Genomic DNA, 24645 nt, shown 5'->3' with positions numbered 1-24645 from the left:
AGGTGTGCGTGTCGGCACATCTGCGGCACGAAAGGGACAAAAGATGGCAATGGAGGTCGGAGTATCGTGAGCCGGATCGTGATCATCGGCGGTGGGCCGGGCGGGTACGAGGCGGCGCTGGTCGCCGCACAACTCGACGCGGACGTCACCCTCGTCGAGGCCGACGGGGCCGGCGGCGCGTGCGTGCTCTCCGACTGCGTCCCGTCGAAGACCTTCATCGCCAGCTCGGAGGTGGTGACCGGGTACCGGCACAACGAGCGGTTCGGCATCCGCTCGGCCGGTCTCGAGGGCGTGACGATCGACGCCAAGGCGGTCAACGACCGGGTGAAGCGGCTCGCGCTGGCCCAGTCCGGCGACATCCAGGCCAAGCTGATCAAGGCCGGCGTGGACGTGGTCACCGGCCGGGCCCGCCTCGGCGAGGACACGCTCGGTCACACCCACCAGGTCCTGATCGCTCCGGCCGGCGGCCAGGAGTACGCGGTGGACGCCGCGACCGTGCTCATCGCCACCGGTGCGACCCCGCGGGTGCTGCGCACGGCGGTGCCGGACGGGGTGCGCATCCTCGACTGGCGGCAGGTGTACGACCTCGACGAGTTGCCCACCCACCTGGTGGTGATCGGCTCGGGTGTCACCGGCGCCGAGTTCGCCAGCGCCTACCTGGCCATGGGCGTGCGGGTCACGCTCGTCTCCAGCCGCGAGCGGGTGATGCCGCACGAGGACGCCGACGCCGCCATGGCCATCGAGCGGGTGTTCCGCGAGCGCGGCATGACCATCCTCAACCAGTCCCGCGCCGACTCGGTGGTCAACACCGCCGACGGCGTGCTGGTCACGCTCTCGGACGGCCGTACGGTGGAGGGCTCCCACGCCCTGATGGCCGTCGGCGCCGTGCCCAACACCGCCGAGCTGGGCCTGCGCGAGTACGGCGTGGACGTGGCCGACGGCGGCTACGTGACCGTCGACCGGGTGTCGCGCACCAACGTCCCCGGGATCTACGCCGCCGGCGACTGCACCGGCGTGCTGCCGCTGGCCAGCGTCGCCGCCATGCAGGGCCGCATCGCGGTCTGGCACGCCATGGGCGAGGCCGTCGCGCCGCTGCGCCTGCGGACGGTCTCGGCCAACGTCTTCACCGACCCGGAGCTGGCCACGGTCGGCGTCTCGCAGAACGACGTGGACGCCGGCAAGGTGCCCGCCCGTCAGGTCATGCTGCCGCTGACCGGCAACGCCCGGGCCAAGATGGCCGGCCTCAAGGACGGCTTCGTGAAGCTCTTCTGCCGCCCGGCCACCGGCCAGATCGTCGGCGGGGTGGTGGTGGCGCCCAAGGCCAGCGAGCTGATCCTGCCGATCACGATGGCGATCGAGAACAACCTGACGGTCGACCAGCTCGCCCACACGATCACGATCTACCCGTCGCTGTCCGGCTCGATCGCCGAGGCGGCCCGGCAGCTGATGCTGCACGAGCTTCAGTAGGCGGGCCCGGGGAGCTCCCGATCATCCCGTGGTGTTCCCGGCCGCCGCGAGCCGCGGCCGGGACGCCGTCGGCGGCCCGTGGTCAGGCCGGCGGGCCGGAGCGCCGCAGCGCCGGACGCTGATCGGTCTGCGGCTCGTCGCGCGGCTCCGGTTCCTCGGCGTCGTCGGTGTCGTCGCCGTCGTCGGCGTCCTTGCGGCCGCCGAACAGCGCCAGGATCCAGCCCGCGGTGCCGAAGATGACCGCGGCGCAGGCGGCGATCGCGAACAGTCGCCAGGCCGACTGCGTGATCGCCGTGCCGCCGACGTGGCCGACCAGGCCGCCGTACGTGGCCCAGCCCAGCGCCGCGGCGCCGTCGTAGATCACGAAGAGCTTGATCGGATAGCCGCTGCGGCCGGCGTGGTAGCCCGCCGCCATCCGGCCGCCCGGGACGAACCGGCAGAGCAGCAGCACCAGCGGGCCGGGCTTGCGCAGTCCCCGGGTGAAACGCTCGGCGGCGCGCCGGGTCTTGGACTCCGGCTTGTCCCCGTGGTCGTTCTTGGGCGCGAAGCGCTGCCGCAGGGCGCTCAGGCGCCCGCTGAGCCAGTGGCCGCCGACGTTGCCGGCGGTGCGGCCCAGCACGAACGCGATGGAGTCGCCGGTGAACATGCCCAGCGCGCCGACCGCGATGACCGCCGGCAGGCTCAGGTTGCCGTACACGGTGAGCGCGCCCGAGGTGATCATGATGGCCTGGATCGGCACGACCGGCACCATCGCATCGACGGTGAGGAATCCGAAAAGCGCAAGGTACGCCCATGCCGGTGTTGCCATCATGGTCAACAAATCCGTCATCGGTCGGCCACCTCGCGGCTCCAGGGCACACGGCATTGTCCGTGGGCGCCCCTGAGAATGAGCTGAGTACAGGATGCGCCCAGATCAGGCCCGGCTAAGGGTGATGCCCGACACGGTACGGGCTCGACGTCCTCGCCGTGGCCCCGACGCGAGGCATTTCTGCCAATCTCTGGCGATGTGGCCGCGGATCGGCGCTTCTGGTACGGCCCGCACACGCGTAGCCTTGGGTCAGCCCCGATACGCCGGGTCCCCCGTTCTCGGTGTCTCGGGCGAGCGGCGCCGGCCCGGCTTCACCCCGGGCCGCCGCGCCAGGGCCGTCGGTAGGTCCCGTACCGGCGGCCCACCTCACTGTTACCCACGCGCAACGAGCCGCCCGTAGGGTCGGGCCATGGCGGATCTTTTCGAGGAGTACCGCCTCGGCCCCGGCTGGGACGAGATGTTCGGCGAGCTCGGCATGCCTCGCGAGACCTACGAGGCGCTGCACGCCACGCTGCAGCCGCTGTCGAGCGCCGAGCTGGGCGTTCGGGCCGAGGTGCTGGCCCGGGCCTTCCTGGACCAGGGCATCACGTTCGCGCTCAAGGGCGTCGAGCGGCCCTTCCCCCTCGACATCGTCCCGCGGATCATCGCCGCCGCCGAGTGGCGCTCGGTCGAGCTGGGCGTCGCGCAGCGGATCCGCGCGCTGGAGGCGTTCCTGGCCGACGTGTACGGCCCCGGCCAGGTGCTGGCCGACGGCGTGGTGCCGCGGCGGATCATCGCCACCAGCGCCCACTTCCTGCGCGCCGCGGCCGGCATCAACCCGCCCAACGGCGTCCGCATCCACGTCGCCGGGGTCGACCTGATCCGCGACGAGCAGGGCACCTTCCGGGTGCTGGAGGACAACGTCCGGATCCCGTCCGGGGTCAGCTACGTCATGGAGAACCGCCGGGCCATGGCCCAGGTGCTGCCCGAGGTCTTCGCGGCCAGCCGGATCCTGCCGGTGGAGTCGTACCCGGGCATGCTGCTGCGGGCGCTGCGCGCGGCCGCCCCGGTCGGCGTGGCCGAGCCGACCGTCGTGGTGCTCAGCCCGGGCGTCTACAACTCCGCGTACTTCGAGCACGCGCTGATCGCCCGCGAGATGGGCGTGGAGCTGGTCGAGGGCCGCGACCTGGTCTGCGTCGGCAACGACGTGGCGATGCGCACGACCGCCGGGGAGCAGCGCGTCGACGTCATCTACCGGCGGATCGACGACGACTTCCTGGATCCGGTGCACTTCCGGGCCGACTCGGTGATCGGCGTGGCCGGGCTGGTCAACGCGGCCCGGGCCGGGCGGGTCACCATCGCCAACGCGGTCGGCAACGGCGTCGCCGACGACAAGCTGCTCTACACGTACGTGCCGGACCTGATCCGGTACTACCTGAACGAGGAGCCGCTGCTGCCCAATGTGGACACGTACCGGCTGGACGAGCCCGGGGTGCTGGCCGAGGTGCTGCCGCGCCTGGGCGAGCTGGTCCTCAAGCCGGTCGACGGGGCCGGCGGCGCCGGCATCGTCATCGGCTCGCAGGCCACCGCGGCGGAGCTGGCCGCGGTCCGGGAGAAGATCGTCGCCGACCCGCGCGGCTGGATCGCCCAGCGCGAGGTGAAGCTGTCGATGGTGCCCACGCTCATCGGCAACCGGCTGCGCGGCCGGCACGTCGACCTGCGGCCGTTCGCCGTCAACGACGGCGAGAAGATCTGGGTGCTGCCCGGCGGCCTCACCCGGGTCGCGCTGCCCGAGGGCGCGCTGGTCGTGAACTCCAGCCAGGGCGGCGGCTCCAAGGACACCTGGGTGCTCGCCGATGCCGACGACACGTCGCCGTTCGAGGTGCCGCACCTGGCGGCCGACCCGGCGCCGCTGCCGTCGGCGTCCAGCCCGGAGCCGGGACCGGGCGCCGGCGCCGCGGACGCCCAGCAGCAGCAACAACAGCAGCAACAGCAGGGAGGACCGCGATGCTGAGCCGGATCGCCGAGTCGCTCTACTGGATCGGCCGCTACGTCGAACGCGCCGAGGACACCGCCCGCATCCTCGACGTGCACCTGCAGCGCATCCTGGCCGACCCGTGGACCAACGAGGACCAGGCGTGCCGGTCGCTGCTCGCGGTGATGGGCCTGCCGATGACCGACGAGCCGTTCACCGCGGCCCGGGTGATCGGCCTGCTCGGGCTGGACGAGCGCAGCCCCAGCTCGGTCGTCGGCGCGCTGGCCGCAGCCCGGGAGAACGCCCGCGGCGCCCGCGAGACCGTCTCCTCGGAGATGTGGGAATGTCTCAACTCGACCTGGCACGGCCTGCCGAACGCGCGCCGCCGGGTCGAGCAGCAGGGCGTGCACTCGTTCTTCCGGTGGGTGCGGGAGCGGTGCGCGGTGATGGCCGGGCTGACCGACGCCACCATGAGCCGGGACGAGGGCTGGCTGTTCCTGGTGCTGGGCCGCAGCGTGGAACGGGTGGACATGACCGCGCGGCTGCTGCGCACGCACGAGCGGGCCGGCGGGAGCATTCCTTCGTGGCTGACGCTGCTGCGGTCCAGCGGGGCGTGGGAGACGTTTCTGCGGACGTACCGGGGCTCCCTGGACGACCGCCACGCGGCCGAGTTCCTGCTGCTCGACCGGCTCTTCCCGCGCTCGGTCTTCGCCGCGCTGTCCACCGCCGAGGGCTGCCTGACCGACCTGGAGCCCGACCCGGGCCGGGCCGGGGTGGCCACGGACGCGCAGCGGATCGTCGGCCGGGCCCGCACCAACCTGGAGTTCCGCGGCGCCGACGAGCTGATCGACGGCCTGGGGCCGGTGCTGGCCGGCCTGGAGAAGACCTGCTCGCAGGTGAACGAGGCGGTCTCGCGGCGCTACTTCCGCCAGACGACGGCGGTCCACTGGGTGCGGGGAGCGGTGGTCGCGTGAGCATTTCGGCGGTGGACAGCTGGCGACTCAAGATCCAGCATCGCAGCGGGTTCGACTACGCCGGGCCGGTGTCGTCGTCGTACAACGAGGCCCGGATGTGGCCGCGCAACGAGACCCACCAGGCCGTGCTGGAGGCCCGGGTGGAGGTGTGGCCGCCGGCGCGCACGTACCGCTACGAGGACTACTGGGGCACGGTGGTCACGGCGTTCGACGTGCACGCCAGACACGAGGCGCTGACGGTGACGGCGACGTCCACGGTGGAGACCCTGCCGCCGGGCGACCTGATCGAGCCGGGCGAGGGCGCCGGCTGGGACGAGCTGGCGGTGCACGTCGACCGCTGGTACGAGCTGCTGCTGGGCACCAAGCGGACGCGGCTGAACGAGGAACTGACCGGCATCGCGGCCGACATCAGCGGCGCCCACGCGACGCCGCACGCCGCGGCGCTGGCCGTCTGCGAGTTCGTCCGGGGCGAGGTGGCCTATCAGGCCGGGGCCACCGGCGTGCAGAGCGACGCGCTGCACGCCTGGGCCCAGCGCAAGGGTGTCTGCCAGGACATCAGCCATCTGACCGTGGGGCTGCTGCGGGAGATGGGCTTGCCGGCCCGGTACGTCTCCGGCTACCTGCACCCGAAGCCGTCGGCGGCGATCGGGGACAGCGTGGTCGGGCAGAGCCACGCCTGGGTCGAATGGTGGGTGGGCCGGTGGACGGCCTTCGACCCGACCAACGGCGTACCGGTCGGGGAGCGGCACGTCGTGGTCGGGCGGGGCCGGGAGTACGGCGATGTGCCGCCGCTCAAGGGCGTGTACGCCGGCCCGGCCAGCACGGGCCAGGCCGTCGAGGTGACGATCACCCGGCTCCGCTGAACGCCACCGTCAGGGCCGCCGCCACGAAGACGACCTGCAGGGCGGTGCGCAGCGGGAGCGGGGTGGCGGGCTTGCCGCCCAGGTCGACGTGGTGGCGGGCGGCGTACACGTTGGCCGGGAACATGGCCAGCATGAGCAGCGCGAGGCAGCCCGCCGCGAGCCGGTAGGTCGGGGGCAGCAGCAGCCCGGCCGCGCCGGCCAGCTCCAGCCCGCCGGTGAGTGTGACCAGCAGCTCCGGCCGGGGCAGGCGCGGCGGGACCATGGCGACCAGGTCCGCCCGGCGGCCGAGGCCGAAGTGGGCCAGGCCGGTCAGCAGGAACATCAGCGCGAGCCCGACGCGCAACGCGGGCAACCAACCGTCGAGCGCGTCGACCCCGAGCAGGCCGAGCAGCCGGGCCAGGACGGTGCCGGCCAGGAGAGTGACCAGGGGTGCCATCTCGTGTCCTCCAAACTTGTCACTGACAAGATTCCCCGACCGGGTCCATCTTGTCAATGGCAAGTTATGCTGACGGCATGAGCTACCACCACGGGGACCTGCGACGCGCCCTGCTGGCGGCCGCCGCCGAGGCGATCGCCGAGGACGGCCCGGCCGCGCTGAGCCTGCGCGACCTGGCCCGCCGGGCCGGGGTCTCGCACGCCGCGCCGGCCCACCACTTCGGCGACAAGAAAGGGCTGCTCACGGCCCTGGCGGCGGAGGGCTTCGAGGAGCTGGCGGCGGCCTTGCGGCAGGCCTGGGCGAGCACCGGCAGCTTCCTGGAACTCGGCGTCGCCTACGTCCGGTTCGCGACGACGCGCCGGGCGCACTTCGAGGTGATGTGGCGCCCGGACCTCTATCACGCGGACGACCCGGCGCTCGTGGCCGCGCGGGAACGGTCGGGGGAGGCGCTCTACTCAGGAGTCGCGGACCTGCCGGACGGCGGGGCGGGCGGGGGGCGGGGGCAGGTGCGGGAGACGGGGCTGGCGGCGTGGTCGCTGGCGCACGGGTTCGCGACGTTGTGGCTGAGTGGTTCGCTGCCGGACATGCCGGAGCTGCCGGATGAGGTGGCCCGGGCGGTCCTCCGGCACCTCACCCACGACGTCTGACGTCAGCCGATCTCGCAGATCGTGGTGCCGGCGGTCACGGTGGCGCCCACCTCGACGGCAAGCCCCGACACCGTGCCCGAGCGGTGCGCCTGCAGCGGCTGTTCCATCTTCATCGCCTCGACGACCACGATCACGTCGCCCTCGGAGACCGTGTCACCGTCCTGGGCGGCGACCTTGACGATGGTGCCCTGCATGGGGGCGGTCAGCGCGGCCGCGCCGCCCGTTCCGGCGGCCTGGGCTCCGGACCCCGAGCGGCGAGCGCGGGGGCGGGCCGGGCCGGCTGTGCGCGTACCGGAGAGGTTGGCCGGCAGGCGCACCTCCAGGCGCTTGCCGCCGACCTCGACCACGACGGTTTCCCGCTCCTGCTCGTCGGTGGCCGGGGCGGCCGCGGCCGCGAAGGCCGGCACGCCGCCCTGCCACTCGGTCTCGATCCAGTTGGTGTGCACGGTGAAGTCCACGAACGCCTGGTCGCGCACCACCATGCGGTGGAACGGCAGGACGGTGGCCATGCCCTCGATGACCGTCTCGTCGAGCACGCGCCGGGCCCGCTGCAGCGCCTCCGTGCGGTCGGCGCCGGTCACGATGATCTTCGCGAGCAGGGAGTCGAAGTTGCCGCCGATCACGCTGCCGGCCTCGACCCCCGCGTCCACCCGTACGCCGGGGCCGGAGGGCCAGGTGAGGGCGGTGACCCGGCCCGGGGCGGGCAGGAAGTTGCGGCCGGCGTCCTCGCCGTTGATCCGGAACTCGATCGAGTGCCCGCGCGGGGCCGGGTCCTCGATGTACGGCAGGCGCTCGCCGTCGGCGATGCGGAACTGCTCGCGCACCAGGTCGAGGCCGGTGGTCTCCTCGCTGACCGGGTGCTCGACCTGGAGCCGGGTGTTGACCTCGAGGAAGGAGATGGTGCCGTCCTGGCCGACCAGGTATTCGACCGTGCCGGCGCCGTGGTAGCCGGCCTCGCGGCAGATCGCCTTGGCGCTGGTGTGGATGCGTGCGCGCTGCTCGTCGCTGAGGAAGGGGGCCGGCGCCTCCTCGACGAGCTTCTGGTGGCGGCGCTGCAGGGAGCAGTCGCGGGTGCCGACCACGATCACGGTGCCGTGCGTGTCCGCCAGGACCTGCGCCTCGACGTGGCGGGGGCGGTCCAGGTAGCGCTCGACGAAGCACTCGCCGCGGCCGAACGCGGCCACCGCCTCGCGGGTCGCCGACTCGAACAGGCCCGGGATCTCCTCGAAGGTGCGGGCCACCTTGAGACCGCGGCCGCCGCCGCCGAACGCCGCCTTGATGGCGACCGGCAGGCCGTGCTCGCGGGCGAACGCGATGATCTCGTCGGCGCCCTGGACCGGCTCGGGCGTGCCCGGCACCAGCGGGGCGCCCGCGCGCTGCGCGATGTGCCGCGCGGTGACCTTGTCGCCGAGGTCGCGGATCGCCTGCGGCGTCGGGCCGATCCAGGTCAGGCCGGCATCCTGGACGGCCTGGGCGAAGTCGGCGTTCTCCGACAGGAAGCCGTAGCCGGGGTGGATCGCGTCGGCGCCGCTGCGGGCGGCGATGTCGAGCAGCTTGTCGATGCGCAGATACGTCTCCGTGGCCGTCTCGCCCTCCAGCGCCCACGCCTCGTCGGCGAGCCGCGCGGGCAGCCCGTCGCGATCGGCGTCGGCGTAGACGGCGACGCTGGTCAGGCCCGCGTCCTGGCAGGCCCGGATGACTCGGACGGCGATCTCGCCGCGATTGGCGATCAATACCTTGCGCACCGGGTGAGCCTATCGTCCGGCACCGGCAAGTTTCTCAGTCAAGTTTGGCTATTAACCTGTGAGATATGTCGGCGACCCGCATGATGATCCTCGGCCTGGTCCAGTGGATGCAGCCGGTGCACGGTTACGACGTGCGCCGCGAGCTGCTGAGCTGGAGCGCCGACAAGTGGGCGAACGTCCAGCCCGGCTCGATCTACCACGCCCTGCGCAAGCTCACCGAGGAGCAGCTGCTGCGCGAGGTGGCGACCGAGCAGGTGGGCGCGCGGCCGGCGCGGACCACGTACGAGATCACCGAGAAGGGCGCCGCCGAGTTCCAGTCGCTGCTGCGCGTGAACTGGTGGTCGGTCGCCACGCCGCCGGACCCGTTCATGGCCGCGTTCGCGTTCCTGCCGGCGCTGCCCCGGGCCGAGACGGCCGCGGCCCTGCGTAACCGCGCGGTCCAGCTCGGCGCCGGCATCCAGCAGTTGCAGGCGCTCATCGGCGCCGACTGGGCGGATCACAAGCCGGTCTACGTGCGCTGGATGTGGGAGTTGTCGATCGAGCGGGCCGAGGCGGAGATCCGCTGGTGTGAGCGCATCGCGGCGCGCATCGAGAAGGACGAGCCGTACTTCCCCACCCCGACCGGGCAGCCCGCCGGCTGGGTTGATCACTGATTAATCAAGTTTGACTAGCCGCAGACGCGGTTCTACGCTGCCTTTCGACCGGTGGCGGGCATCCGTCCGCCCACGACTGGGGGTCACCATGATCGAAACACGGGGGCTACGAAAGTCCTTCATGTCCCGTCAGGGCCGCGAGAAGAAGACCGTCGACGCCGTCCGCGGGGTGGACCTGACCGTGGACGAGGGCGAGATCTTCGGCTTCCTCGGCCCGAACGGCGCCGGCAAGACCACCACGCTGCGCATGCTGGCCACGCTCATCGAGCCGGACGGCGGCGAGGCCACCATCGCCGGGGCCGACCTGCGCAAGGACCCGGGCGAGGTCCGGCGCCGGATCGGGTACGTGGCCCAGGGCGGCAGCACCTGGGACGACTCCACCGCCCGCGAGGAACTCGTGCTCCAGGCCCGCCTCTACGGTATCTCGAAGTCGGTGGCCACCGAGCGTGCCGCCCGCGTGCTGGAGGGCTTCCAGCTCAGCGAGTACGCCGACCGCAAGTGCAAGACGTACTCCGGGGGCCAGCGCCGCCGGGTCGACATCGCCCTGGGCATCATCCACGAGCCCAAGGTGGTCTTCCTGGACGAGCCGACCACCGGGCTGGACCCGCAGAGCCGGGCCCACATGTGGGACGAGGTGCGCCGGCTGCGCGCCGACGGCATGACCGTCTTCATCACCACGCACTACCTGGACGAGGCGGACGCGCTCTGCGACCGCATCTCGATCATGGACAACGGGGAGATCGTCGCGTCCGGCACGCCGGCCGAGCTCAAGCGCGAGATCTCCGGCGACGTGGTACGCGTCGGCGTGTCGTCACCGGCCCGCGCGGCGGAGGCGCTGGGCTCGGCCGACTTCATCAACAAGCTGGAGACGCACGAGGACAGCGTGCGGCTCTACGTGGACGAGGGCGGCACCGCGATCCCGCTGATCCTGCGCGCGCTGGACAACGCCTCGGTGCCGCTGGGCTCGATCGAGCTGCACCGGCCCAGCCTCGACGACGTGTTCCTGACCAAGACCGGCCGATCGTTGCGGGAGAGCTGAGCCGTGAAACTGGTACGCGACACCTCACTGATCTTCCAGCGCCAGATGCAGCTGCTGCTGCGCAACCCGGTCTGGATCCTCGTCGGCGTCTTCCAGCCGGTGATGTACCTGCTGCTGTTCGCCCCGCTGCTCAAGCCGGCCCTGGGGGTGCGGACCAACGCCGAGGCGTACGAGATCTTCGTGCCCGGCCTGCTCGTGCTGCTGGCCATCTTCGGCGGCCTGTTCCAGGGCTTCGGCCTGATCGCCGAGCTGCGCGCCGGGGTGATCGAGCGCTCCCGGGTCACCCCGGTCAGCCGGTTCGCGCTGCTGCTGGGACGGTCCCTGCGCGACACCGTGTCCCTGCTCGCCCAAGCGGTGATCATCACGCTGCTGGCGCTCGTGTTCGACCTGCGGGTGTTCATCGGCAACCTGCTGCTGGCGTACCTGATGCTGGCCCTGATCTCGCTGATGACCTCGGCGGTGTCCTACGGGGTGGCGCTGGCGGTCAAGAGCGAGGACGCGCTGGCGCCGCTGATGAACACGGTGGCCCAGCCCGTACTGCTGCTCTCCGGGATCCTGTTGCCGTTGACCTTCGCCCCGGGCTGGTTGCAGGCGGTCGCCGACTGGAACCCGTTCTCCTGGGCGGTGAACGGGGTACGGGCGCTGTTCCTGGGCGACCTGGGCGCCCCGGAGGTCTGGCAGGGCCTGCTGATCATGGCTGTGCTGGCGGCGCTGGCGCTGACCTGGGCGGCCCGGCTGTTCGCCCGCAGCGTGCGCTGAGCCCCGCGCTGGTCCGCCGCGCTACTCCTCGGTGCGGCGGGCCATCGTCAGCCCGTCCGCGATGGGCAGGATGACCAGCTCGACCCGCGGATCGTCGCGGGCCAGGTCGTTGAACGCGGTGATGGCCCGGTCCGACTCGCCGCGCGGGTCGACGACCCGGCCGGACCACAGGACGTTGTCGACCAGCAGGACGCCCCCGGGCCGCACCCGCGGCACCAGCTCCTGCCAGTAGACCGGATAGCCGGCCTTGTCGGCATCGATGAAAGCCAGATCGAGGTACGGTTCGGACGGCAGCTCGCGCAGACCCTCGGCGGCCGGCCCGATCCGCAGCTCGATCCGCTCGGCGACGCCGGCCCGCTGCCAGTAGCGGCGGGCCACCGCGGTGAACTCCGGCGAGATGTCGAAGCAGGTCAACTGCCCGCCCGCGGCGAGACCGCGGGCGATGGAAAGCGACGACAGGCCGGTGAAGGTGCCGACCTCGACCGCCTGCCGTACGCCCATGAGCGAAGTCAGCAACCGCAGGAAGGCGGCCTGCTCGGGCGCCACCTGCATGCCCGCGTCGTCCGGAAGCGACGCTCGCGTCTCCGCGATGAGCTCGGCCGTGACCTCGTCCGGCGGAGTGCTGTGGCTGAGCAGGTACTCGTGCAGCTCAGGGGTGAGCGGAAGCGGCTTGAAAGTCATGCGTCCTCGTTCCTCCACAATTGCGGCACGGTGACCCCGAACGTCATGAGCAGCCGCCGCAGCAGCGGCAACGACAACCCGACGACATTCCCGGCGTCCCCCTCGATCCGCTCCACAAACGCCCCGCCCAGCCCGTCGATGGTGAAAGCCCCGGCGACGTGCAACGGCTCCCCGGAACCGACATAGGCGGCGATCTCCTCATCGGTGAGATCGGCGAAATGCACGACGGTCGCGCCGACCTCCTCGGCCTGCTTGCCGCTGACCAGGTCGGTGAGATGGTGCCCGGTGTACAGGACGCCGGACCGGCCCCGCATGGCATGCCAGCGTTTGACGGCCTCGGCCGGCGTGTGCGGCTTGCCCAGGACCTGCCCGCCGAAGAAAAGCACGGAATCACAGCCGAGCACCAGAACGCCGGGATCCGCGGGCAGCGTGGCGGCGACGGCGCGAGCCTTCATCCGCGCGAGGGCCAGGCAGAGACCGGCGGCGTCCTCGACCTCCACGGCTGATTCATCTACGCCGCTGACGTGAACGTCGACGTCGATGCCGGCGGCGGCGAGAAGGGCGCGGCGGGCCGGGCTGGCCGAGGCGAGGACGAGACGTGGGGGGTTGTCGGTCTGCACGGGGATCAACGCTACAAGTCCGTCGGGGGTGGGGGAGGGAGCGGCTCGGGGGGTCAGGGGGTTTTCCGGCGGCGGGTGAGGAGGAAGGCGGCCAGCCCACCCAGAAGAACAAGGACTGCGACACCGCTGGCGATCAGCGGTGTGTTGCTGCCGGCGGGCTTGGCGTCCGCTTGGGGCGCAGGGGCCGGAGCTGTTGCGCCGGTAGTCATCGTTGGGGCCGGTGCAGCGGCAGACGCCGACGGGACGGCACCGGGATCACGCAGGGCAGCGACGATGTCAATAACGCCATGTCCGTAGTCCGGGTCGACGCCCGGTACACCCTTGTCGATCGCTGTGGACTCCAGCCGCTCGACAACCTCAGTGGCGCTCATGTTCGGGTACTTGCTCCGCAGAAGGGCGGCCGCCCCGGAAACGATGGCTGCAGCGTCCGAGGTGCCATTCTCGCCGACGTTGTAACCGCCTTGGCGATTGGTGCTCGTGATGTCATCCCCCGGCGCGGCGATATCGAGAGCTTCTCCTGAGACGGACACCTTGGCCTGCTTGCCGTTGCGATCTACAGCGCCGACAGCGACCACGCTCTCGAGAACGGCTGGCGCTGTGACGTTGACGTCGTCCGGCTTGTTGCCGGCTGATGCGATCAGTACCACGTCGGCTTCCGTGGCTTCCTTGATGCCGGCGAAGTCGTCCGGGGCGAATCCGCCACCGATGGACATGTTGATGACTTTGGCGCCGTGGGAAATCGCATACCGGATCCCTGGGCCGATGCTGACCACGTTCTTGCCTTTGCCGAGCACCCTGATCGGCAAGATCTTGGCATCGGGGGCAATGCCCAGGGCACGGTTACGGCTGTTGCCATGAGCGGCAATGAGGCCGGCCATGCTGGTGCCGTGTCCGGTCTGATCGTTCCGTCCGTCGCCCCCGGGTTGAATCAGGTCGATACCGCTCACGACGCCGGGTAGGTCGGGATGCTTCGCGACGCCGGAGTCGAGTACGGCGACGGTGACGCCCTTTCCGGTGCTGATGCGGTGCGCCTCATCGATGTTCAAATAGCTGAGGTGCCACTGGTCGTCCCGAAGGTCCGCGAGGGCAGGGGTCCCATAAGCGGCGACACCGGCGCCAGCCAGCGTTGCCGCGAACAAAGCGATTAGTCGCCGTCTCATCTCTGATAACCGATAGCGGGGCCAGGATCGATGGGGCCGAAGTCCTCCGGTGGTCGGACCACTGGATCGACGCCTTCGTCGACCGACCATGGGTTGTCCGGGTCCCAGCGGTCCTGCTCGCCCTCCTGACGGCGACCATGTGCACGTCCGGGGCCGTTCGCCATGGGGCTGTTCTGCGCGGGGAAACCGTGAGTCGATGCTCTACCTCGGCCCGATGGTGCACCACCACCCTGCTGACCGATGACACCGCCAACAGGATTCACTCGACCGGCGCTAGGAGCTCGCCCGCCCGGAACTCCGCCCGGAATTCCGCTCGGCATCTGTCCGATCATTCCGCTGCCCGGACGAGCGCCGATGACGCCTCCCGATGGCATTGTCGTGCGGCCTCCAGCAGGGGGCACGCCGGGTTTTACGAGGCCAGATTGTGGAGTCCGCAAGCCGCCCGGCGGCAGCCCTCCGGGCGGCAGGAGCCCGTTAGCGCCCGGGGTTCCGATGAGTCCAGGCACCGGACCCAGCCCTGACGGCGGGGGAGCGGGCGTCGGGCTGGGCGACGGTAGACCGGGAGCAGGTGGATTGATGACAGGCGAGTTGCCGATTCCGCCGAGGATCGGCCCTGTCCCACTGCCGATGCCACCCCCACCGGTGGTGGGTACGTTGCCGGCAGGGGTGTGGGTCACTGGCGTAACCGGGGTGACGTGCGAGGAACCGGAGCTCACTGATCCTCCGGAAAACCCGCCGCCGCCTCCACCGGGGGGCGGAATGATCGGCGGAGTGGCGAAGCCACCGGCACCACCGTCAGTCCGCTGGTGACCGTCACCTTCGACTCTCCCCTCTCGGGAAGGGTCATAGGGCTGCGGTTTCTTGAGGGCAGCCTGCCCACTCAACACCGTATTGCTCAGGTCGTACATGATGACCCGAGCCTGACGATTCAACTCCTCCTGCTGCGCCGCCGATACCGGCGGGACATTGCGTGCCCCCGACGGCGAAGGCGACGGTGTAGGCGTAGGTGACGTCGCCGCTGCCTGCTGCTTCTGCTCCCAGGCGAAGTTCTGTTTCGCGTTGCTCTCGTACTTGTTGTAGAGCTCCTGCAGTTTCTGCCGGGCGAGGCTGAGCGTCAGCGTCACCGTCGAGAACGCCGTGTAGTTCGCGGACGCGGCGTCGTGGGTCGCCTGGAGATCGGCCATCAGCTTGTCCAGGCGGGCGATGTACGCCGCCGCGGCCGGGCTCTTCGCGGGCGGCCACACGCTGGCCAGGTTGTCGCGGTACACCTGCACCTGGGCGAGGTGGGCGAGGGTCAGGTCGGCCGTCTTGCGCCAGCCGGCGACCACTTCGAAGTGGGCTTCGGTGTCCTGGTTGGCGATGGCGGCCCACATGGCCGGCACTTCTTTCGACGTCCAGTGGGTGCCGCCGTAGCCGCCGCCTCCGTCAGCGATCAGCATCAGCTGTTCTCCCCTGCTGCGGTCTCGCTCCGGAGCGGGTCGCTGGCCGCTTCGAAGCCGTCGGTGACGTCGCGGACCTTGGCCTGGGCGAAGGCGTCGCTGGAGGCGTACTCCTCGCTGATCGACTTCGCGACCACGGCGAAGTGGTGGGTGCCGTCGCGGAAGTTGAACGTGTTGCAGAAGGTCTGCTGCTGGGCGTCGTGGTGCAGCTGCAGGAAGCTTTGCAACTCGGGGAAGTCGGAGTTGGCGGCCGGCAGCTCGGTCATCATGGCCGGGATGACCTGCTGCAGGTGCGGGTCGTATCCCTTCTGGACCTCGTTCGCGAGCGTCGCGGCGAACTCTTCCATCGCCTTGATGTCTGTTTCGATCGAGCTGGCGCTGTCGATCAAAGGCGGTGGACCGTTGTCTACCGGCATCGTTGAGCCCTCCCCCGAGAGTGCGAATTCCTCCGCGAGAGTAGTCTGTCACCTCTTGTTGCTGCAGCCCCTACCCAGGGCAATGGACAGTCGCAATCCTACTGAGACCCGTCGATGTCTAGCGGGGTTGTCCCGAGGATCGCCAGGACGGCCGGACCGCGGCCGGGCGGGCACTTCTCGTCCAGGGCGTGGGGGTCGGCTTGCGGGAAGGTGAATCCTCGCTCGCGGACCGGCCGGCCAGGGCGCACACCAGCGCCGCCAGCTCTTCCGGGGTCGGTGTGCCGCGCACGACGCTGACCAGCGGTTCCTCATCCATTGATCAAGCTTAAGGCCTTGCGGGAGGTTCTCGGTGACACGCGTCCCACACTCGGCTGATCGATTCGCTGCGGCTCGACATGACCGGGTATTTTCTGCGTGATGTCTACTTCCCCTCCGCTTATTGTCGCTGACCGTTACCGGCTCATTGCGCCGCTCGGTCAGGGCGGGATGGGTCGTGTCTGGCGGGCGACCGACGTCGTCCTGCACCGCGAGGTCGCCATCAAGGAGCTCGTGCCGCCGCCGGGGCTCACCCCCGACGAGCGGCGGGAGATGCGCGAGCGCTCGCTGCGGGAGGCGCGGGCCATCGCCCGGCTCAACAACATCAACGTGGTCCGCGTCTTCGACGTGCTGCGTACCGATGCCGATCCGTGGATCGTCATGGAGTACGTCCCCTCGCGGTCCCTGCAGGACATTCTCGCCGCGGACGGGCCCTTCGCCCCGGTCCGCGCCGCCGAGATCGGGCTCGGGGTGCTCAACGCCCTGCGGGCCGCGCACCGGGCCGGGGTCGTGCACCGTGACGTCAAGCCGGGCAACGTGCTGATCGGCGAGGACGGCCGGGTCGTCCTGACCGACTTCGGCCTCGCGACCGTGCCCGGCGACCCCAACGTGACCCGCACCGGCCTGGTGCTGGGCTCCCCGGCGTACATCGCGCCCGAGCGGGCCCGGGACGGCACCGCCGGGCCCGGCGCCGACCTCTGGTCGCTGGGCGCGACCCTCTATGCCGCCGTCGAGGGCGCCTCGCCGTTCGCGCGGCCGTCCGCGATCGCCACGCTGGCCGCCCTGGCCACCGAGAACCCGCCGCCGGCCCGCAACGCCGGCCCGCTCAAGCCGGTGCTCAACGGCCTGCTGCGCAAGGACCCCGCGCACCGCATCAACGCCGAGGAAGCGGAGCGGTTGCTGCTGCGGGCGACGGGCCGCCGGTCCAAGCTCAGCTTCCCGATGAGCCCGACGATGCGCCGGCCCGGCGCGGGCCGCGAACGCGGATCGTCCAGCCTGCCGCCGGTCGTGCCCGGCGTGTCGGCCTCCGCGCCGGTCGTCCCGGGCCCGCGCCCGCCGGTCACCCCGGCACGCCCGCAGGGCACCCCCATCACACCGGCGCGTCCGCAAGGCACTCCGATCACTCCGGCGCGTCCGCAGGGCACGCCGATCGTTCCCTCGCGCTCCCAGGGCACCCCGCCGGGGCCCCCGGTCAATCCCGGGCAGTCGCCGGCCGGTCCGCCCGCGGGCGGCCGCGCGCCGATCTTCGTGCCCGGCAAGGCGTCGGTCGGCCGCCCACCGGCGGAAACCCCGACGCGGGTCGATGCGCCGAAGCCGCCCGAGCTGGATGCCACCAAGATCGAAAACCGATTCGGTACGGGCACACCATCGTCACCGCCCCCAGGGGTGGACACCCCGGCTGCGCGCCGTCCCGCCCTGGACGCGACGATGCGCGGGTCGGGCTCCGCTTTCGGCTCGATCACGGCCGACGAGGTGGCCGCCCACCGCAAGCGCCCCGGGGCCCAGCCGGCTCCCGGGAGCACCCCGCCCGCTCCGGCGCCGGAGTCCCGCCAGCCGACCGCCCAGCCCTCGAAGTCACCCCCGGCAGCGCCCCGCGCGTCAGCCGCCGGCGCAGCCGTCGCCGAACCCCTCGCCCCGCCCCCGGCGACCACCCCGCGCACACCGGTCAGCGGCCGAGTCATCGCCACGGCGCCCACCACCCCCCGGCGTCCCGACGCGACTCCGGCGGCGGGCGCAGCCGCTGCATCGCCCCCCACCGAACGCTTCGACGCCGCCACGCCCGAGGACACCGACACGCCGGAGAGCGCGAGCCGCGAGAGTGGCCGATCGGCGCACGACGAGGCCGCAACCTCCACCGGCAGAGCAGGCCGCACCCGCCTGCCGTTCGGTCCCCGCCCGCCGAAGACCGGCACGGCCGAACCCAAGCCGGAACCGACCGGCGCGGAAGCTGAGCAGAAGTCCACAGACGCAACACCGGCTGACGCCGAGAAGCCGGCCACGCCCCAGCCGACCGCCGCGACCGCGGTCACCCAGTCGCGTGGCTCCGAGACGCTGGAAGCCGCGCCCGTCGACAAGTCGGCAGCTGACGCCGGCAACGCGACCGCATCCGCCTCGCCTCCAGCCAGCGCGTCGGGCTCCGAGACGGAGAAGGCTGCCCCGGCGAAGGCCGCGGTGGAAGCTGCGGACCGCAAGACCGACACGCCAGAGGCGGCACCACAAGCGGCCGAAACGGGCGCTGACGCGGCACAGGCCGATGGGGTCGAGGCCGACGTGGCCCAGGCTGGCGTGGCTCAGGGCGACGCCGCAGAGGTCGGCGGGCTCAAGGCTGAGGTGGCGCAGGCCGACGCGGCGCAGGTCGGCGGGGCCAAGGGCGACGAGACCCAGACCGGCTTGGCTCAGGGCGACGCGGCGCAGGCCGAAGGGGTCAAGGGCGACCTGGCCGAGGTCAACGCGGCGAAGGCCGACGGGGTCGAGCCTGACGCGGCCCGGGCCGAGGGCGTCAAGGCAGACACGGCCCCGGCCAAGTCGGTCAAGGCCGACGAGGTGAAGGCCGACGAGGTGAAGGCCGACGAGGTCGAGGCCGACACGGCGCCACCCGCCGGCGTCGCTCCCGAGGGGGCGGCCGCAGAGACTGAAGCGCCCGGCCCGGCAGCAGGCACGTCGCCCGGCGCGGTCGGCACCGCTGGTCCCGCGGAGACGAAAGCCGGCGACACGAAGCCGCCCGCAGCAGAGGCCGGGGCCGAGGAGTCGGCACCCACCCCGGACTCCGCCGCCAAGCCCGTGGCAGCCACGCGTTCTTCGACCAAGGCCTCTCGCAAGAAGGGGCGAGCCCGCACGGCAGCGGCCGCCGCAGCATCAGCCGCCAAGCCGGCCGCCGCGGCAGCCGCCAAGCCGGCCGCCGCCACCCCTTCGAGCGCCACACCGACCGTCGCCGCGAGCCCGGCCACCGAGGCGGACAAACCCCCCGCCGACGACAAGCCCGCTGACAGCGCCCCGGCCAAGCGTGACCAGCCGGCCGCCGAGGGAAAGACCACCACGGCCGAAGCGAACAAAAGCGACGGAGCTGTCGAAGGGGACAAGGCACCCCGGGCCGCCACCACGGCCGACCCGGCCCCGGCCACGGAAGGCCCCAAGGCGCCGGGTGATGACCAGCCCGGCAAGAGTGACGCGCTGACCGCGTCCCCCGCTGTCGCCCAGACCCGGATCATCAAGCAGCCCGGCACCCGAAAGCGCCCGACAGCCCCGGCCCCGACAGCCCCGGCCCTGACAGCTGCGGCGCCGGCCACGGCCACGACCCCGGCAGCCGCCGTCGACGCGACCCGGCTCGACGTCGCCCCGGGCAAGCCCGCGCCGGTCCCCGGCGTGCCGGCGTTCAGTCAGCCCTCCCGCCCCGCCTGGCAACCGATGACGGTCCGCGCCCCCTCCGCCGGCGGCCGTGGCATCACCGTCTTCGGCACCACGCTCACCCGCCGGCAGACCGTGGTCGCCATCGGCGTGCTGGTCGCCGTACTGCTGGCTCTGGTTCTTCTCGTGCCCCGGGCCTTCGGGGGTGAGTCGGACGACCAGGCCGGGGACGACGGCCGCAAGGCCGGGGTCGCGCCCGCCGCCAGCACCGGTGGCAAGCCCTCCGCCGCGCCCAGCTCAACGGCTGCCGCCGCGCCCGCGCCGACGACGGCCAAGCCGTCCGCGCCGCCTTCGTCGGCTGCGGCGAGCAAGCCGGCGACCACCGGCAAGGTTCCGGCCGGCTGGCGGCTGTATCAGGGTGACGGCTACTCGGTGCCGATTCCCGAGGGCGCCGAGGTCCGGCCGGACGGGACCGAGGTGTACTTCACCAAGAACAACCGGCTGCTGATCATCGATCACTCCGAGCAGCCCAAGCCCGACCCGGTGGCCGACTGGAAGGACCAGGAGGCCGACCGGAAGGGCTCCAAGTACAAGGACTACCAGCGGATCCGGCTCGAGGGGCTCACCTACCTCGGCAAGGCAGCGGACTGGGAGTTCACCTACACCACGGTGAGCGGCAACCCGCAGCACGCGGTGAAGCGGGGCTTCATCACCACGCCGGGCAAGCAGGCGTACAGCATCTCCTGGTACACCTCGCCGGGGGACTGGGCGGCCAGCCAGAAGGACCTTCAGGTCATCTACCAGGGGTTCAAGGCGAGTCGGTAGGCCTCCAGGTGTGATCGACAGGTGAATGGGTACTCATCGGTCACCACGGATGGAGGTGCAAGATGATTCGTCGACACGGCAGTAGACCCACGATCGCGTTGTGGATGCTCGTCGCGCTCGCCGACGTCGCGCTTGTCGTGGCGGCCGCCGGTGCCCTTGCGGTGCTGCTGGTAGTTGCCGGTGCGATGGTCCTCGCCGGCGCCGCTGCGGGGTACCTCCTGCTGCAGCGTCGGGCCGTCCCCCAGCGGGAGTCCGTGCTGCGCCGCCGCGCCTAGCCCGGCGCTGATCGACTACGCTCGCGGGCTGTGTCGATCGACTCCGTAAGTGACCTCTGGGACACCCTGCTCGGTGCCCAGCCGGACCCGCCCGGCCTGCTCGTCCTGGTGACGGCGGTGATCGCGCTGGTCGTGGTCGCCTTCCGGCCGCTGTGGCGGGTCGCCCGCAACGCCGTGACCATCGCCCACGAGGGTGGGCACGCGCTGGTCGCGTTGCTCACGGGCCGCAAACTGCGCGGCATCCGGTTGGAGTTCGACACGTCCGGGCTCACGCTCTCGGCCGGTCGCCCGACCGGGCCGGGCATGATGTTCACCCTGCTCGCCGGCTACATCGCCCCGTCGCTGGTCGGCCTGGCCGGCGCCTGGCTGCTGGGCGGCAACCGGATCACGCTGCTGCTCTGGGTGGCCGTGCTCCTGCTGCTGCTCATGCTGATCAACATCCGGAACGTGTTCGGCGCGGTCTCCGTGCTGGTCACCGGGGCGATCGTCTTCGCGGTTTCCTGGTACGCCGAACCGCAGGTCCAGGCTGCCTTCGCGTACGTGAGCGTGTGGTTCCTGCTGATCGGTGGCGTGCGCCCGGTGTTCGAACTGCAGAAGCTGCGCAGCCGGGGCCGGATGCCCGAGTCGGACGCGGACCAGCTGGCGGGGGTCACCCACGTTCCCGCGCTCTTCTGGGTCGGCGTCTTCCTCGCGGTGGACGTCGCCGCCCTGGTGATCGGCGGGTTCATGCTGGCCGGACAGTGGCTGCCGGCGGTCAGCACCGCACCCTGACTTCGAGTAGCTGAACGGTGACGTTTTGAGTATCGGATGGTGATGCGCGCCGCTCCCGGGGGTCGCTAGCGTCCCCCCATGGACCGGTCACTCGGCCTGGCCTGGAGCACGGCCCTCGTCGGCTTCGTGGCCGCCGTGCCGCTCTGGAAGTTCACCAAGTGGACGATCACCACGGCCCACGAGGGATTCCACGCGGCCGCGGCCGTGGTCTTCCAGCAGAAGGTGGAGGGCATCACCTTCGAGCCCGGCAAGGGCGGCCTCACCGGGCTGCCGAAGAAGATGCCCTGGTTCGCCGACCTGGTGATCACGTTCGTGGGCTACCTCGGCCCGTCGGCGGTCGGGCTCGGCGGGGTGTGGCTGCTGCGGCACGGCCGCCCCGAGGCGCTGCTGTGGATCAGCGTCGGGTTGCTGGCGGTGATCCTGCTGAAGATGCGCAACCTGCTGTCCGTCACGGTGGCGGTCGGCACGGGCTTCGTCCTGTACTGGGTGGCGCGCCACTGGCCGGACCCCGCCCAGCTGGCCTTCGCCTACAGCTGGGTGTGGTTCCTGCTGATGGGCGGCACCCGCAAGATGACCGACCTGTTCTGGGTCACGCACGGGGGCAGCACCTCGTCGGACGCGGCGGTGCTGCAGCGGCTCACCCTGCTGCCGGACGTGCTGTGGCTGGGCGTCTTCTGGCTCGCCACCATGTCCGCGCTCGTCTACGGCGGCGTGACCCTGCTGCACCTGCAGCGGTGATCAGAGCGGGATGTTGCCGTGCTTCTTCGGCGGCAGGGTCTCGCGCTTGGTCCGCAGGGTACGCAGCGCCATCGTCACCTGGGCCCGGGTGGCCGACGGCGCGATGACGGCGTCCACGTAACCGCGTTCCGCCGCGATGTACGGGTTCGCCAGCGTGTCCTCGTACTCGTTGATCAGCTCGGTGCGCAGGGCCGCCGGGTCCTCGGCCGCGGCCAGCTCGCCGCGGTAGAGGATGTTGACCGCGCCCTGGGCGCCCATCACCGCGATCTGCGCCGTCGGCCAGGCGAAGTTGAGGTCCGCGCCGAGGTGCTTCGAGCCCATCACGTCGTACGCGCCGCCGTACGCCTTGCGGGTGATCACCGTGACCTTGGGGACGGTCGCCTCGGCGTACGCGTAGATCAGCTTGGCCCCGCGCCGGATGATGCCGTCCCACTCCTGGCCGGTGCCCGGCAGGAAGCCGGGCACGTCCACGAACGTGACCACCGGGATGTTGAAGGCGTCACAGGTGCGCACGAAGCGCGCCGCCTTCTCGGACGCCGCGATGTCCAGCGTGCCGGCGAAGTGCATCGGCTGGTTGGCCACGACGCCCACCGGCCGTCCCTCGACGCGGCCGAAACCGACCACGATGTTCTGCGCGTACAGCGACTGGACCTCGAGGAAGTCGTCGACGACGGCCTCCACCACGCGCTTGATGTCGTAGGGCTGGTTGGCCGAGTCCGGGATCAGCGTGTTCAGGGCGAGATCGGCCTCGTTCGGCGCGAGCCCGGCGGGCTCGTCGAAGGCGGCCGGCTCGTCCAGGTTGTTGCTGGGCAGGTACGACAGCAGCGCCCGCACGTAGTCGATCGCGTCGTCCTCGTCGCTGGCCAGGTAGTGCGCGTTGCCGCTGCGCGTGTTGTGCGTGCGGGCGCCGCCCAGCTCCTCCATGCCGACGTCCTCGCCGGTCACCGTGCGGATGACGTCCGGGCCGGTGATGAACATGTGCGAGGTCTGGTCGACCATGACCGTGAAGTCGGTGATCGCGGGGGAGTAGACCGCGCCGCCCGCGCACGGGCCCATGATCAGGGAGATCTGCGGGATGACGCCGCTGGCCCGCACGTTGCGGAAGAAGATGTCGGCGTACAGGCCGAGCGCGACGACGCCCTCCTGGATGCGGGCGCCGCCGGAGTCGTTGATGCCGATGATCGGGCAGCCGATCTTCATGGCCAGGTCCAGCACCTTGACGATCTTGGAGCCGAACACCTCGCCCAGCGAGCCGCCGAACACGGTGAAGTCCTGGGAGAACACGCACACCTGGCGGCCGTCGACGGTGCCGTAGCCGGTGACCACGCCGTCGCCGTACGGGCGGCTCTTCTCCAGGCCGAAGGCGGTCGAGCGGTGCCGGGCCAGCTCGTCGAGCTCCACGAAGGAACCCTCGTCGAGCAGCAGCGCGATCCGCTCGCGGGCGGTCTTCTTGCCGCGGGCGTGCTGCTTCTCCACCGCGCGGGCGGAGCCGGCGTGCACGGCCTCGTCGGTGCGCCGCGCCAGGTCGGCGAGTTTGCCGGCCGTGGTGTGGATGTCGTCCCGCTGCGTCACGTCGTCCTGCTGCGCCGTCACGATGCCCCGTCCTCCGCTCGCCCACGCATGCCCGCCCGCCAGGCGGCATTCACGCCGGAGAGATCGTATCCAGGGTCGGGCGCGGACTTCCCGGTGCCCGTACGCAGGGGGCGGCAGAAAGGACGTTTCGCACTCAATGCCCCATTCGTTACAACCCCCGTGACGACATGGATGACCCCCGTCGGCGTGGCGTTGATCGTCGGTGGCATCACCACGCTCATCGTCCTCCGCGCCGCCCTCTTCCGCAGTGCCCGCGCTCAGCAGCGCCCCGCCGAGCACGGCGAGGCGCGCCGCCGGACCGGCAAGGACGCGACGGGCGCGGCCGGGCGGCGGTCGAACGCCGACGGCGCTGCGCCCGCCGACCGATCCGGCGGGGGACGGCCGCGCCCGGCCCAGGAGACCCGGCGGGCTCCCGCGCCGGAGGCCCGCCGGCCGCGCTCGGTGCCGCAGGCCCGGCCGGGGTCGGCGTCCGAGGTTCGCGGGCCGGGCTCAGCGCCCGGGGCCCGGTCGGGGCCGGCGGCTGAGGTGCGCGGCCACGGCTCGGGACCGGCGGTCCGGCCGGGAGCGGCGTCCGAGGTTCGTGGGCCCGGCTCGGCGCCGAGAGTTCGACGGGGTGCGCCGCCGGAGGACTGGCGAGGCGAGGACGGCGGGGTGCCGGAGTCCCGGGGCGGCCGGCGTGGGCGCCGCGCGGCGGCCCGCGCGGCCGGTGCCGGTGCGGGCGACCCGGCCGGAACGGTGGCGGCGGATGGCCCGGTGGGCTTTCCCCCGGCCGGCGATGACAGCGCGGGATCGTTCGGGCCCGACGGCGATGCCGCGGGCTTCCCGGGCTTGGATGCTGGTCCGGCGGTCTCCGACGTCAATTACGCCCGTGCCGCCCCGACGGGTTTCCCCGGCGCCGTGGCACCGGCCGGTGCCATCCCCACGGAGGCCCGGCGGCGGTCCCCGGCCCGGCCGGAGCACACCGGCGGGGCCGAGCCCGGTGAGCCGGCGGACCAGATCGGCGACCCCGAGCTCGACATCGACCAGGACCTGGACCGGGCCGCCGACCTGGCCGGCCACGCGGACGAGCCGATCCACCCGCTCGACCTCGCCGGCCTGGACCTGTCCAGCCCGGACCGCCCC

22 protein-coding genes and 1 pseudogene are annotated in these 24645 nt (G+C 71.8%); 13 read left to right on the top strand and 10 right to left on the bottom strand.

The window, feature by feature from the left end; all coding sequences use genetic code 11:
- Positions 1-66 precede the first annotated feature (66 nt).
- The gene (locus tag Ani05nite_RS18265) at positions 67-1467 is read left to right on the top strand and encodes an NAD(P)H-quinone dehydrogenase (protein ID WP_203769782.1); all 1401 of its coding nucleotides are present in this window, start codon (positions 67-69) and stop codon (positions 1465-1467) included.
- 82 nt (positions 1468-1549) lie between these two features.
- On the opposite strand, the gene Ani05nite_RS18260 is transcribed toward Ani05nite_RS18265, so the two are convergent.
- Positions 1550-2296 carry a DedA family protein gene (locus tag Ani05nite_RS18260; RefSeq protein ID WP_203769780.1) on the bottom strand — a complete coding sequence of 249 codons (747 nt, stop codon included), beginning with the start codon at positions 2294-2296 and terminating at the stop codon, positions 1550-1552.
- A gap of 388 nt (positions 2297-2684) precedes the next feature.
- Here Ani05nite_RS18260 and Ani05nite_RS18255 point away from each other — a divergent pair, with 388 nt between their 5' ends.
- Genes Ani05nite_RS18255 through Ani05nite_RS18245 form a run of 3 tightly spaced genes read left to right on the top strand, consistent with a single transcriptional unit; the run spans position 2685 to position 6066 of the window.
- Positions 2685-4268: a circularly permuted type 2 ATP-grasp protein gene (locus tag Ani05nite_RS18255; RefSeq protein ID WP_203769778.1), complete on the top strand. Its 1584-nt coding sequence runs from the start codon at positions 2685-2687 to the stop codon at positions 4266-4268.
- Positions 4262-5203 (top strand): alpha-E domain-containing protein, encoded by a 942-nt coding sequence (locus Ani05nite_RS18250; RefSeq protein WP_203769776.1) that lies wholly within the window; start codon positions 4262-4264, stop codon positions 5201-5203. The genes Ani05nite_RS18255 and Ani05nite_RS18250 overlap by 7 nt, the downstream gene beginning before the upstream one ends.
- On the top strand, positions 5200-6066 hold the full coding sequence (locus Ani05nite_RS18245; RefSeq protein ID WP_239130179.1) for a transglutaminase family protein: 867 nt from the start codon (positions 5200-5202) through the stop codon (positions 6064-6066). Before Ani05nite_RS18250 ends, Ani05nite_RS18245 begins: the two co-directional genes overlap by 4 nt.
- On the opposite strand, the gene Ani05nite_RS18240 is transcribed toward Ani05nite_RS18245, so the two are convergent.
- A complete protein-coding gene (locus Ani05nite_RS18240; RefSeq protein WP_203769774.1) occupies positions 6050-6502 on the bottom strand; it encodes a DoxX family protein in 453 nt (150 codons plus the stop codon). The two genes, Ani05nite_RS18245 and Ani05nite_RS18240, sit on opposite strands and share 17 nt — an antisense overlap.
- Before the next feature lie 77 nt (positions 6503-6579).
- Between Ani05nite_RS18240 and Ani05nite_RS18235 the strand changes: the two genes are divergently transcribed.
- The gene (locus Ani05nite_RS18235; protein WP_203769772.1) at positions 6580-7149 is read left to right on the top strand and encodes a TetR/AcrR family transcriptional regulator; all 570 of its coding nucleotides are present in this window, start codon (positions 6580-6582) and stop codon (positions 7147-7149) included.
- 2 nt (positions 7150-7151) lie between these two features.
- Here the strand turns inward: Ani05nite_RS18235 and Ani05nite_RS18230 are convergent, their stop codons facing one another.
- Positions 7152-8894 carry an acetyl/propionyl/methylcrotonyl-CoA carboxylase subunit alpha gene (locus Ani05nite_RS18230; RefSeq protein WP_203769770.1) on the bottom strand — a complete coding sequence of 581 codons (1743 nt, stop codon included), beginning with the start codon at positions 8892-8894 and terminating at the stop codon, positions 7152-7154.
- 65 nt (positions 8895-8959) lie between these two features.
- On the opposite strand from Ani05nite_RS18230, the gene Ani05nite_RS18225 reads away from it, so the two are divergent.
- The 3 genes from Ani05nite_RS18225 to Ani05nite_RS18215 all read left to right on the top strand — a co-directional run bounded on the left by Ani05nite_RS18225 (position 8960) and on the right by Ani05nite_RS18215 (position 11345).
- Positions 8960-9547 carry a PadR family transcriptional regulator gene (locus tag Ani05nite_RS18225; protein ID WP_239130177.1) on the top strand — a complete coding sequence of 196 codons (588 nt, stop codon included), beginning with the start codon at positions 8960-8962 and terminating at the stop codon, positions 9545-9547.
- Between the two features lie 88 nt (positions 9548-9635).
- Entirely contained in the window at positions 9636-10586 is a 951-nt protein-coding gene (locus Ani05nite_RS18220; RefSeq protein ID WP_203769769.1) for an ATP-binding cassette domain-containing protein, read from the top strand.
- A gap of 3 nt (positions 10587-10589) precedes the next feature.
- A complete protein-coding gene (locus Ani05nite_RS18215; RefSeq protein WP_203769768.1) occupies positions 10590-11345 on the top strand; it encodes an ABC transporter permease in 756 nt (251 codons plus the stop codon).
- A gap of 21 nt (positions 11346-11366) precedes the next feature.
- On the opposite strand, the gene Ani05nite_RS18210 is transcribed toward Ani05nite_RS18215, so the two are convergent.
- The 6 genes from Ani05nite_RS18210 to Ani05nite_RS18185 form a co-directional block, all read right to left on the bottom strand.
- A complete protein-coding gene (locus Ani05nite_RS18210) occupies positions 11367-12026 on the bottom strand; it encodes an O-methyltransferase (protein ID WP_203769767.1) in 660 nt (219 codons plus the stop codon).
- On the bottom strand, positions 12023-12646 hold the full coding sequence (locus Ani05nite_RS18205) for a Maf family protein (protein ID WP_203769766.1): 624 nt from the start codon (positions 12644-12646) through the stop codon (positions 12023-12025). The genes Ani05nite_RS18210 and Ani05nite_RS18205 overlap by 4 nt, the downstream gene beginning before the upstream one ends.
- Before the next feature lie 53 nt (positions 12647-12699).
- The gene (gene mycP, locus Ani05nite_RS18200) at positions 12700-13692 is read right to left on the bottom strand and encodes a type VII secretion-associated serine protease mycosin (RefSeq protein ID WP_203769765.1); all 993 of its coding nucleotides are present in this window, start codon (positions 13690-13692) and stop codon (positions 12700-12702) included.
- Between the two features lie 110 nt (positions 13693-13802).
- A complete protein-coding gene (locus tag Ani05nite_RS18195) occupies positions 13803-15245 on the bottom strand; it encodes a hypothetical protein (RefSeq protein ID WP_203769763.1) in 1443 nt (480 codons plus the stop codon).
- Positions 15245-15592: a hypothetical protein gene (locus Ani05nite_RS18190; protein WP_203769761.1), complete on the bottom strand. Its 348-nt coding sequence runs from the start codon at positions 15590-15592 to the stop codon at positions 15245-15247. Before Ani05nite_RS18190 ends, Ani05nite_RS18195 begins: the two co-directional genes overlap by 1 nt.
- 187 nt (positions 15593-15779) lie before the next feature.
- Positions 15780-15977 (bottom strand): acyl-CoA carboxylase subunit epsilon, encoded by a 198-nt coding sequence (locus tag Ani05nite_RS18185; RefSeq protein ID WP_203769759.1) that lies wholly within the window; start codon positions 15975-15977, stop codon positions 15780-15782.
- A gap of 101 nt (positions 15978-16078) precedes the next feature.
- Here Ani05nite_RS18185 and Ani05nite_RS42495 point away from each other — a divergent pair.
- The 4 genes and pseudogenes from Ani05nite_RS42495 to Ani05nite_RS18165 all read left to right on the top strand — a co-directional run.
- Positions 16079-20146 (top strand): annotated as a pseudogene (locus tag Ani05nite_RS42495) (serine/threonine-protein kinase); the annotation flags it as partial.
- Positions 20147-20208: 62 nt separating this feature from the next.
- Entirely contained in the window at positions 20209-20421 is a 213-nt protein-coding gene (locus tag Ani05nite_RS18175) for a hypothetical protein (protein WP_203769758.1), read from the top strand.
- A 30-nt stretch (positions 20422-20451) separates the two neighbouring features.
- Positions 20452-21192, top strand: a complete 741-nt coding sequence (locus Ani05nite_RS18170; protein WP_203769757.1) for a M50 family metallopeptidase — start codon at positions 20452-20454, stop codon at positions 21190-21192.
- Positions 21193-21270: 78 nt separating this feature from the next.
- Positions 21271-21930 (top strand): M50 family metallopeptidase, encoded by a 660-nt coding sequence (locus tag Ani05nite_RS18165; RefSeq protein ID WP_203769756.1) that lies wholly within the window; start codon positions 21271-21273, stop codon positions 21928-21930.
- On the opposite strand, the gene Ani05nite_RS18160 is transcribed toward Ani05nite_RS18165, so the two are convergent.
- Positions 21931-23502: an acyl-CoA carboxylase subunit beta gene (locus tag Ani05nite_RS18160; RefSeq protein WP_203769926.1), complete on the bottom strand. Its 1572-nt coding sequence runs from the start codon at positions 23500-23502 to the stop codon at positions 21931-21933.
- Between the two features lie 918 nt (positions 23503-24420).
- Here Ani05nite_RS18160 and Ani05nite_RS18155 point away from each other — a divergent pair.
- Positions 24421-24645, top strand: a 225-nt coding sequence (locus tag Ani05nite_RS18155) for a hypothetical protein (protein ID WP_203769755.1), incomplete at its 3' end; no start/stop codon positions are given.

Origin of the sequence: Actinoplanes nipponensis (assembly GCF_016862275.1) — a bacterium.
Classification (GTDB): Bacteria; Actinomycetota; Actinomycetes; order Mycobacteriales; family Micromonosporaceae; genus Actinoplanes; species Actinoplanes nipponensis.
This window is presented reverse-complemented; position numbering and strand designations above follow the sequence as displayed.

What these genes read in the sequence shown, in the direction of transcription:
- Ani05nite_RS18210 (WP_203769767.1), bottom strand. Translation starts at nt 12,026, where the DNA reads ATGACTTTCAAGCCGCTTCCGCTCACCCCTGAGCTGCACGAGTACCTG.
- Ani05nite_RS18240 (WP_203769774.1), bottom strand. Translation starts at nt 6,502, where the DNA reads ATGGCACCCCTGGTCACTCTCCTGGCCGGCACCGTCCTGGCCCGGCTG.
- Ani05nite_RS18190 (WP_203769761.1), bottom strand. Translation starts at nt 15,592, where the DNA reads ATGGAAGAGTTCGCCGCGACGCTCGCGAACGAGGTCCAGAAGGGATAC.
- Ani05nite_RS18225 (WP_239130177.1), top strand. Translation starts at nt 8,960, where the DNA reads ATGTCGGCGACCCGCATGATGATCCTCGGCCTGGTCCAGTGGATGCAG.
- Ani05nite_RS18185 (WP_203769759.1), bottom strand. Translation starts at nt 15,977, where the DNA reads ATGGATGAGGAACCGCTGGTCAGCGTCGTGCGCGGCACACCGACCCCG.
- Ani05nite_RS18235 (WP_203769772.1), top strand. Translation starts at nt 6,580, where the DNA reads ATGAGCTACCACCACGGGGACCTGCGACGCGCCCTGCTGGCGGCCGCC.
- Ani05nite_RS18220 (WP_203769769.1), top strand. Translation starts at nt 9,636, where the DNA reads ATGATCGAAACACGGGGGCTACGAAAGTCCTTCATGTCCCGTCAGGGC.
- Ani05nite_RS18250 (WP_203769776.1), top strand. Translation starts at nt 4,262, where the DNA reads ATGCTGAGCCGGATCGCCGAGTCGCTCTACTGGATCGGCCGCTACGTC.
- Ani05nite_RS18195 (WP_203769763.1), bottom strand. Translation starts at nt 15,245, where the DNA reads ATGCTGATCGCTGACGGAGGCGGCGGCTACGGCGGCACCCACTGGACG.
- Ani05nite_RS18255 (WP_203769778.1), top strand. Translation starts at nt 2,685, where the DNA reads ATGGCGGATCTTTTCGAGGAGTACCGCCTCGGCCCCGGCTGGGACGAG.
- Ani05nite_RS18165 (WP_203769756.1), top strand. Translation starts at nt 21,271, where the DNA reads ATGGACCGGTCACTCGGCCTGGCCTGGAGCACGGCCCTCGTCGGCTTC.
- Ani05nite_RS18260 (WP_203769780.1), bottom strand. Translation starts at nt 2,296, where the DNA reads ATGACGGATTTGTTGACCATGATGGCAACACCGGCATGGGCGTACCTT.
- Ani05nite_RS18175 (WP_203769758.1), top strand. Translation starts at nt 20,209, where the DNA reads ATGATTCGTCGACACGGCAGTAGACCCACGATCGCGTTGTGGATGCTC.